This window comes from Pseudoalteromonas sp. NC201 (genome assembly GCF_002850255.1).
In the GTDB taxonomy this organism is placed as follows: Bacteria; Pseudomonadota; Gammaproteobacteria; order Enterobacterales; family Alteromonadaceae; genus Pseudoalteromonas.
This window is the reverse complement of sequence record NZ_CP022522.1, coordinates 99,743-107,500: the sequence shown is the minus strand read 5'-3', so window position 1 is coordinate 107,500 and position 7,758 is coordinate 99,743. Positions and strand designations below refer to the sequence as shown.

Sequence of the window (7,758 nt, the reverse complement as noted above, 5' to 3'; positions counted from 1 at the left end):
AATGTCGCAGTCGCTACAATACTGACATTTTGCTTGGGGATATCTTGTAAGCGCTCAGCAAACAAAGCAAGGCATTCCCATCCTCTTTGCATCGCCTCAAGCGACAATTCATTTTGGTCATTAAGCCCAGATGCCAGCCGCACCTTCCTTTTCACACGGCCGATTGTGTGAATACCGCCTGCCATATGTTTCGCTATCAACATATGAAAGCTGTTAGAACCTAAGTCTATTACAGCGTAAATATCTTCCTTCGAAGCAGTCTTTGCCACTTTTCAAACCTCAACAAATCGCATTAAGCGCTTACTACTTTACTATCCAAGTTTATTTGGATTGTGGTTTTCTATAGCCACCAGTTCGGCGACCGCCACCACGTTGCTTGTTACCACTATTACCATGGCCTGAATGACGACGTTTATTTACTTGAGGCGCACGCAAGTCAGTTAATAGTGCTGTTTTATCATAATGAGAAACAGGAATTGCATGTTCTATGTATTCTTCTATCTCATGTAAATTGTAGGCATATTGCTCGCACGCGAAACTAATCGCATGTCCAGATGCACCAGCTCGACCCGTACGACCAATGCGGTGAACGTAGTCTTCTCTGTCATCCGGCAAGTCAAAGTTGAACACATGACTTACTTCAGGAATATGTAAACCACGTGCTGCAACATCAGTCGCAACCAGCAAGTCAACATCACCACGCGTAAACTGCGCTAATATTGATTGGCGTTTCTTTTGGTTCACATCGCCAGTAAGCAAACCAGCACGGTGACCATCCGCTTTCAGCCATGCATATACGTTTTCGCAGCTGTGCTTAGTATTAGCAAAAATGATTGCCTTCTCTGGCCACTCTTCCTCAATCAAAGTCAGCAGTAAAGGTATTTTGTCCTCTGTTGACGGGTGAAATAGCTCTTCTTGAATACGCTTGCCCGTTTTAACATCTGGCTCAATTTGCACATGAATAGGATTGGTCATGTGTTCGAATGCTAACTCTTGCACTCTGTATGACAGTGTTGCAGAGAATAATAGATTTAATCGCTCTTCACGACCTGGCATGCGATTGAACAAATAACGAATGTCTTTGATAAAACCTAAATCAAACATTCGGTCTGCTTCATCTAGCACAACCACTTCGATATCATTGAGGTTATAAGCACCCTGCTTATAAAAATCGATTAAACGCCCAGTCGTTCCGATTAGTATATCCGCACCTTTTTCCAGTTGAGCCCGTTGTTTTTCGTAATCTTCGCCACCATATACAAGGGCAAGCTTAAGATCACAACGTGGCGCAATGACTTGCGCGTCCTTATGTATTTGGATAGCCAACTCTCGAGTCGGTGCCATAATAATTGCACGAGGTTGCGTTTTTTTATCCTTTTTAGTCTGCAATAGGCGATGACAGGTCGCGGTCAAAAACGCAAGGGTTTTGCCCGTACCAGTTTGTGCCTGACCCGCGATATCGCGGCCTTCACAGATGTAAGGTATACACTTTGCTTGGATTGGCGTACAAAATTCGAAGCCATTTTCCTGTAAACCGGCGACCACTTCCGGCGCTAAAGCAAAGTCGTTGAATGTTTTATTGGTCAAATGTGTCTTAGTCATAGCAATAAAGCATAACGTTTAAACTTGCAATAAGAAACAAGAGTGTTTAAATACGCATTAAATATTTCGCCTAATTCTAACGGAGAGCGTAATGAGCGACAAAATTATCCAACTAACTGATGACAGCTTTGAAGCTGACGTAATCAAATCTGACAAGCCTGTACTAGTAGATTTCTGGGCAGAATGGTGTGGCCCTTGTAAGATGATTGCGCCTATCCTTGATGAAGTTGCAGAATCACACGGTGACCGCGTTGCGATCGGCAAACTGAATATTGACCAAAACGCAGGAACTCCACCTAAGTACGGTATCCGTGGTATTCCAACACTATTACTGTTTAAAGATGGTGCAGTAGCAGCAACCAAAGTTGGTGCTCTATCTAAGACTCAACTTGTTGAGTTCCTAGAAAACAACCTGTAATTCAGGCTGTTACATACTCTGCGGCATCACTGCCGCAGTTGTAGACCTGATCTATATCATTTTTAATAGAATAAAATTTGTATAAACACTGGACGACCTGACGCCTAGCTGCTAACTTATAAAGCCACAAACCTTTAAGCTTTATCAAATCAACCTCTCTCGTGAAACTAACGAGAATGACAACTGTAATAAAGAACCCACCAATATGCATTTACGCGAATTAAAAGACAAGTCAATCAATGAACTTGTAAAACTTGCTGAGTCCATGGGACTTGAAAACGTAGCTCGTTTAAGAAAACAAGATATTATCTTTGCTATTTTGAAAGCGCACGCGAAAAGCGGCGAGAATATATACGGCGGCGGTGTTTTAGAAATTTTACAAGATGGCTTCGGCTTTTTACGTTCTTCAGAAGCATCTTACCTAGCTGGCCCTGATGATATTTATGTTTCTCCGAGCCAGATTAGACGTTTCAGCCTGCGTACCGGTGATACCATCAGTGGTTTAATCAGACCACCAAAAGATGGCGAAAGATACTTTGCATTATTGAAAGTTAATGAAGTTAACTTCGATAAGCCTGAAAACTCTCGTACCAAAATCCTATTCGAAAACCTAACGCCTATTCATGCTAATGAGCGTATGGTAATGGAGCGAGGTAACGGTAGTACAGAAGATATTACCGCTCGAGTATTAGACCTTGCTTCTCCAATTGGTAAAGGTCAGCGTGCACTTATCGTTGCACCACCAAAAGCGGGTAAGACAATGTTGCTTCAAAACATTGCTCAGTCCATCACATACAACAACCCAGATGCAACATTGATGGTACTACTAATCGATGAACGTCCGGAAGAAGTAACTGAGATGCAGCGTCTTGTTCAAGGTGAAGTAATTGCTTCTACGTTTGACGAACCTGCCAACCGCCACGTTCAAGTAGCAGAAATGGTAATCGAAAAAGCAAAACGCTTAGTTGAGCATAAGAAGGATGTTATTATTCTACTTGACTCAATCACACGTCTTGCTCGAGCATACAACACGGTTATTCCTTCCTCAGGTAAAGTATTAACTGGTGGTGTTGATGCCAATGCACTTCACAAACCTAAGCGCTTCTTTGGTGCTGCACGTAATGTTGAGGAAGGCGGAAGCTTAACCATCATCGCAACGGCACTTATCGATACCGGCTCTAAGATGGATGAAGTTATCTACGAAGAGTTTAAAGGTACGGGTAACATGGAACTACACCTAAACCGTAAGATTGCGGAAAAACGTGTGTTCCCAGCTATCGACTTCAACCGCTCTGGTACTCGTCGTGAAGAACTATTGACGAAGACTGATGAGCTTCAAAAGATGTGGATCTTGCGCAAGATTGTGCATGAAATGAGTGAGATCGATGCCATGGAATTCCTTATTGATAAGCTTTCCATGAGCAAAACAAACGATGAGTTTTTCGACTCAATGCGTCGTAAGTAAGTAGACTCTGAGTCTAATTATTGAAAAGCCAGCTTATGCTGGCTTTTTGCGTTTCAGGTTCGCCAACTACCTGTTTTTGTTCTATACCTTACCTAGTGAATTTAAACCAAGTTTGAATAATGAACCTAGGGATATAGAATGAAGCCGAGTCGTATTATTGCCGCTGTCACACTGTTTAATCTGGCTTCGGTAACACTCGCAATCACCTTGCTATCTTCTGATACAGCCAAAATAGCTGTTGCTCTCGGAGCTCTAGCACTGGGGGCGCTCTTCCAGCTTTTATGCTTTAAGAAAACCTCTTCCGCTGAAAAGCATATGGAACATCTCGTTCGCAACTTTATCAACGACAATGGTGTCGACCTAACGTATCGCTTTAACGAACAAGATAAAAATATTTCTAAGTCCTGCCTACTAATGAATGATTGCTTCGCCGTTATAGAACATATAATTAGTGAAGTATACGCATCTTCTTCTCGACTTCACCCAATGGCAGATAGTTTAAGAGATACCTACGCATCCATGACGCAAAAAGCGACGCTACAACATACTCACGGAGAATACTTAGCCACCTCGATACAGTCTATGTTAGAGATTTCCGCGCGTTTAGATACTAGCTTAGAGCAGATCTACGCATCTGTAGAAAACGCTACAACGGCAGTGAAGCAGACCAGATTAGATACTGACAAAAGCCAAGAAAGCCTGCTAACTCTTGCAGATAACATCAAAAAGACCAATGAACAAATAGAGTTGCTCAAAACAGACAGCAACGAAATTAGCTCAGTGCTTGAAGTTATTAATGCTATTGCAGAGCAGACCAATTTACTTGCGCTAAACGCTGCGATTGAAGCAGCACGAGCTGGCGAGCTAGGCAGAGGCTTTGCCGTCGTTGCTGATGAAGTTCGTAATTTAGCGGCAAGAACAAGCCAATCTACAAAAGAAGTAAGTCTGGTTATCAGAAAAATTCAATCCGGTACAGATTCTGTTTACGCACTCATGCAAGCAGCACTAGAGGAAACAGATAACACGGTAAAATTAAGCGAAGCCTCTACAAAAGAGGTTGACGAAATAGAAAACGCGATGCTCTCTATCAACCAAATGTCTCACGATATTCATCGACAAGTTGGAGAACAGAAGCAAGCCTCTGACGAAGCTCAAGAGAGCATAGAGTCAATGGTGCACCTGAATTCAGATGCACTTTCAAGTACAAGAATACAGGCTGTCTCCAATCGTGACCTCATAGCACTATCGCAAAGTATTCATTCCAAGTTATCCATGTTTAAGATTTCAGATTACACCCCGGAACTAGACACCAGAAAAGACAGTTCACGGGTATCAATCAGTAATATTGAGCAACCTGAAAACTCAAATGTGGGGAATGCTGATGATATAGAACTATTTTAGGACGCTAAAGACTCTTTAGATTTTAGCTGATCGCACATCGCTAAGAACAAAGACTGAAACTGATCTTCATTTCCTTGCTTTAACACTTTTTCAAATTCTATGGCTATACTTGCCAGTTCGGGAAATTCAAACATAGATGCCGCCCCCGCCAACTTATGGCAAATAGCCTGGAGTGTGAGCAGCTCTTTATTTTGCCAAGCATCAATTAGTAAATAACGCTCTTGTTCAAAAGTACTTGCGAAGCTATCTCTTAAGTCCGATAAATCGATATTAAGCTCATATGCTTTGCCATGCTCAAAGTTCAAATGCGTATTCAGAGCTCCCAGCAATTCATTTTTATTAATCGGCTTGCCAATATGTCCATTGAATCCAGAATCAATATATGATTTGACTTCTTCCATCAGTACATTAGCGGTTAGCGCGTATATCGGCCCAGAATAGCCAGCAGAACGAATAATCCTTAATGCTTCGACACCATCCATTCTTGGCATTTGAATGTCCATAAGCACCAAATCAGGAAAGTCACTAAGACACTGTTCAACCGCTCGAGCACCATTTTCGGCTACAATGACCGTCGCCCCCGTCCGCTCGATCATACGAGAGAATAATTGGCGGTTTTCAGGGTGATCCTCTACAACCAACACAGTACCTGATAACAAAGGTTGCTTTAGCTGAGGTTCTTGCGCTTCAGTGGCCGCGACATTGAGATACACAGTACAAGGTACATGAAAAGAGAAGATACTGCCTTTATCAATAATGCTTTGAACTTTTATTTCACCATTCATCATATGCGCAAGCTGGCTCGACAAACTTAATCCGAGCCCAGAGCCACCAAAGCGCCTTGTTATGCTGTTGTCAGCTTGTTGGAAATTATCAAAAATTCGGCCTATCTGCTGCTCAGTCATGCCAATACCTGTGTCCTTCACCACAAACTGTAAGCCATGGTGCGTTTCAGATACTTCTAATTCAATACGGCCTTTTTCGGTAAACTTTAGGGCATTACTTAGCAAGTTTATTAGTATTTGTTTTACTCGAATGTAATCTAAACGCACGTAAGCGTTAGCCCTGACCTGGTCACAAACGATAAACTCTAATTGCTTACTCTGGATATTTTGTTGAAACATATCGCATAAGTCCGCAAGTAAGCTGCTTACCGAAAACTCTGTTGATTCAAGCTCTAAGCGCTCAGCTTCGATTCGACTTAGGTCAAGAATATCATTGACGAGATCTCGTAAGTGTAACCCTTGATTATAGATAGTTCTGACTGAAGCTTGTGCCTGAGCATTTAAATCTTGTTCGACCAACAAGTCTTCTGCATGTCCCAGCACCGTAGTAAGTGGCGTTCTGATTTCATGGCTCATGTTTGCTAGAAATTGACTTTTCACTTGATTTGCCGCTTTTAACTCATCCGCTTTTTGCTGAAGCTCAGATGTTCTGAGTGCGACTTTTTGACTTAGCTCCAGTTTTGCTCTTTGCTCAATCTTACGTCGGTAAAGTGCGAAAGTTGTCAGTAAGGTTAATAGTGCAATGATAACACCCAACAATTGTAACTGGCTGCGCTGCTCTTCTTTCAGTAGCTGTAATTTTTGCTCTTGCTTGAGCACTTCAACTTCTCGAGAAAGCTCACTCGCTTCATACTTAGCACGATAATCATTGATTCGCTTAAGCACGTCATCATTCATTAAGCGCTTTTGCGCTTCCAGATTTTGCGAGTCATATTCTCTAGCTTGTTGTATATTACCTTGAGCAGCCTCAATTAGCGCTAGTAAACGTAGCGACATTCGCTCCTTCTTCTGCTCGTGCATCAATCGGCTGGCAGCTAAACTTTGCTCAGCATTCGCTAAGGCTTCTACAAGTCTGCCTTGTGCAAAAAATATTTGTGCTAATGTATATTGCGCCTCCATAACATTAGCGGGGTTTTGAGCCTTTTCAGCGTAATAAAGTGCAAAATTCGCCTCTTTTTCAGCAACGTCAAGCTGATCTAAGGAATAGCTAAGAAGTGCGAGGTTAACGTATTCGTACGATAAATGGCGAACATCATTTTGAGCTTCATAATACGTAATGGCGGCCTGATAAGAAGCTTTAGCCAATTCAGGCTTTTTCGTTTCCGTATACAGGACTCCAAGATCTGCATGAGCAAGCGCGACACCATATTCATCACCCAATTCATTAAAAGCTTTAAGCGCGGTATGTAGCATCTCCTCCGCTTTATCGTAGGCAGCTTGACGAATATAAACCCCTGAAATATTGAGTAGAATGTCAGCGTGATCTTGAGCATTGCCAAACTCCTGATAGAGCTCGTCCGCTTTTAAATAGTTTTGTAGTGCAAGATCTAAAGTAAAGTTTTTAAAGTAGGCCAACCCTAGGTTGCTGTGTAAGTTAGCCATTTCAATAGGGATATTACGCTGCTCAGCCAGCGCTAAAGCACGAGAGTAAAACTCTATTGCCTGTTGGTATTGACCGAGATAGAAATTACAGATCCCTTGTAGCTTAACAGCAGTAAAGTGGTTGTCAGTTAAGGGCTCTGACTGGGTGATTAATTCTAGCTGACTAAGAAAAGCTAGTGCATCTTTAAACTGATTGTGACTATAAGCAGACTTACCAAGGCTAAACAAAATGTCCACTTTTTTCTCTTTTCCGAGCTTTTTCTCAGCGAGAAGTTCCTTGCCTAGAATTTTTTTTTGTTGCCAATTCGTAATCAGCTTCATTTCCGTAATGCGTTCAGTGAGTGAAGTATTACTCACTGCATATTCCGCATGAAAAGTAGTAGAGAGATAAAAACAACACGCAAACACAGATCTGGGCTTTAGTAGCCTCGATAAATTCATTGTTGCTCTCCATTGCTTATCATTTAGTCTGCGTGGTAGTGTGA

General features: G+C 42.1%; 6 protein-coding genes (1 of these 6 running past the window's edge). 3 read left to right on the top strand and 3 right to left on the bottom strand.

The annotated features are described in order from the left end of the window. Together gppA and rhlB are read right to left on the bottom strand one after the other, a co-directional pair. Positions 1-269 carry the beginning of a guanosine-5'-triphosphate,3'-diphosphate diphosphatase gene (gppA, locus tag PNC201_RS00515; protein WP_102055846.1) on the bottom strand. Its footprint begins 1,240 nt before the window's first position, so only the first 269 of its 1,509 coding nucleotides appear in the window; its start codon is at positions 267-269; its stop codon lies off the left edge, out of view. 52 nt (positions 270-321) lie between these two features. After that, entirely contained in the window at positions 322-1,602 is a 1,281-nt protein-coding gene (gene rhlB / locus PNC201_RS00510; protein ID WP_010604249.1) for an ATP-dependent RNA helicase RhlB, read from the bottom strand. Positions 1,603-1,693: 91 nt separating this feature from the next. Here rhlB and trxA point away from each other — a divergent pair, with 91 nt between their 5' ends. The 3 genes from trxA (at position 1,694) to PNC201_RS00490 (ending at position 4,886) form a co-directional block, all read left to right on the top strand. After that, entirely contained in the window at positions 1,694-2,020 is a 327-nt protein-coding gene (trxA, locus tag PNC201_RS00505; RefSeq protein WP_010378172.1) for a thioredoxin TrxA, read from the top strand. A 205-nt stretch (positions 2,021-2,225) separates the two neighbouring features. Further along, the gene (gene rho, locus PNC201_RS00495; protein ID WP_010604247.1) at positions 2,226-3,485 is read left to right on the top strand and encodes a transcription termination factor Rho; all 1,260 of its coding nucleotides are present in this window, start codon (positions 2,226-2,228) and stop codon (positions 3,483-3,485) included. A 138-nt stretch (positions 3,486-3,623) separates the two neighbouring features. Further along, positions 3,624-4,886, top strand: coding sequence for a methyl-accepting chemotaxis protein (locus PNC201_RS00490; protein WP_102055845.1), 1,263 nt, complete (start codon positions 3,624-3,626; stop codon positions 4,884-4,886). On the opposite strand, the gene PNC201_RS00485 is transcribed toward PNC201_RS00490, so the two are convergent. Continuing rightward, on the bottom strand, positions 4,883-7,630 hold the full coding sequence (locus PNC201_RS00485; protein WP_233525195.1) for a response regulator: 2,748 nt from the start codon (positions 7,628-7,630) through the stop codon (positions 4,883-4,885). The two genes, PNC201_RS00490 and PNC201_RS00485, sit on opposite strands and share 4 nt — an antisense overlap. Positions 7,631-7,758: the final 128 nt, after the last annotated feature.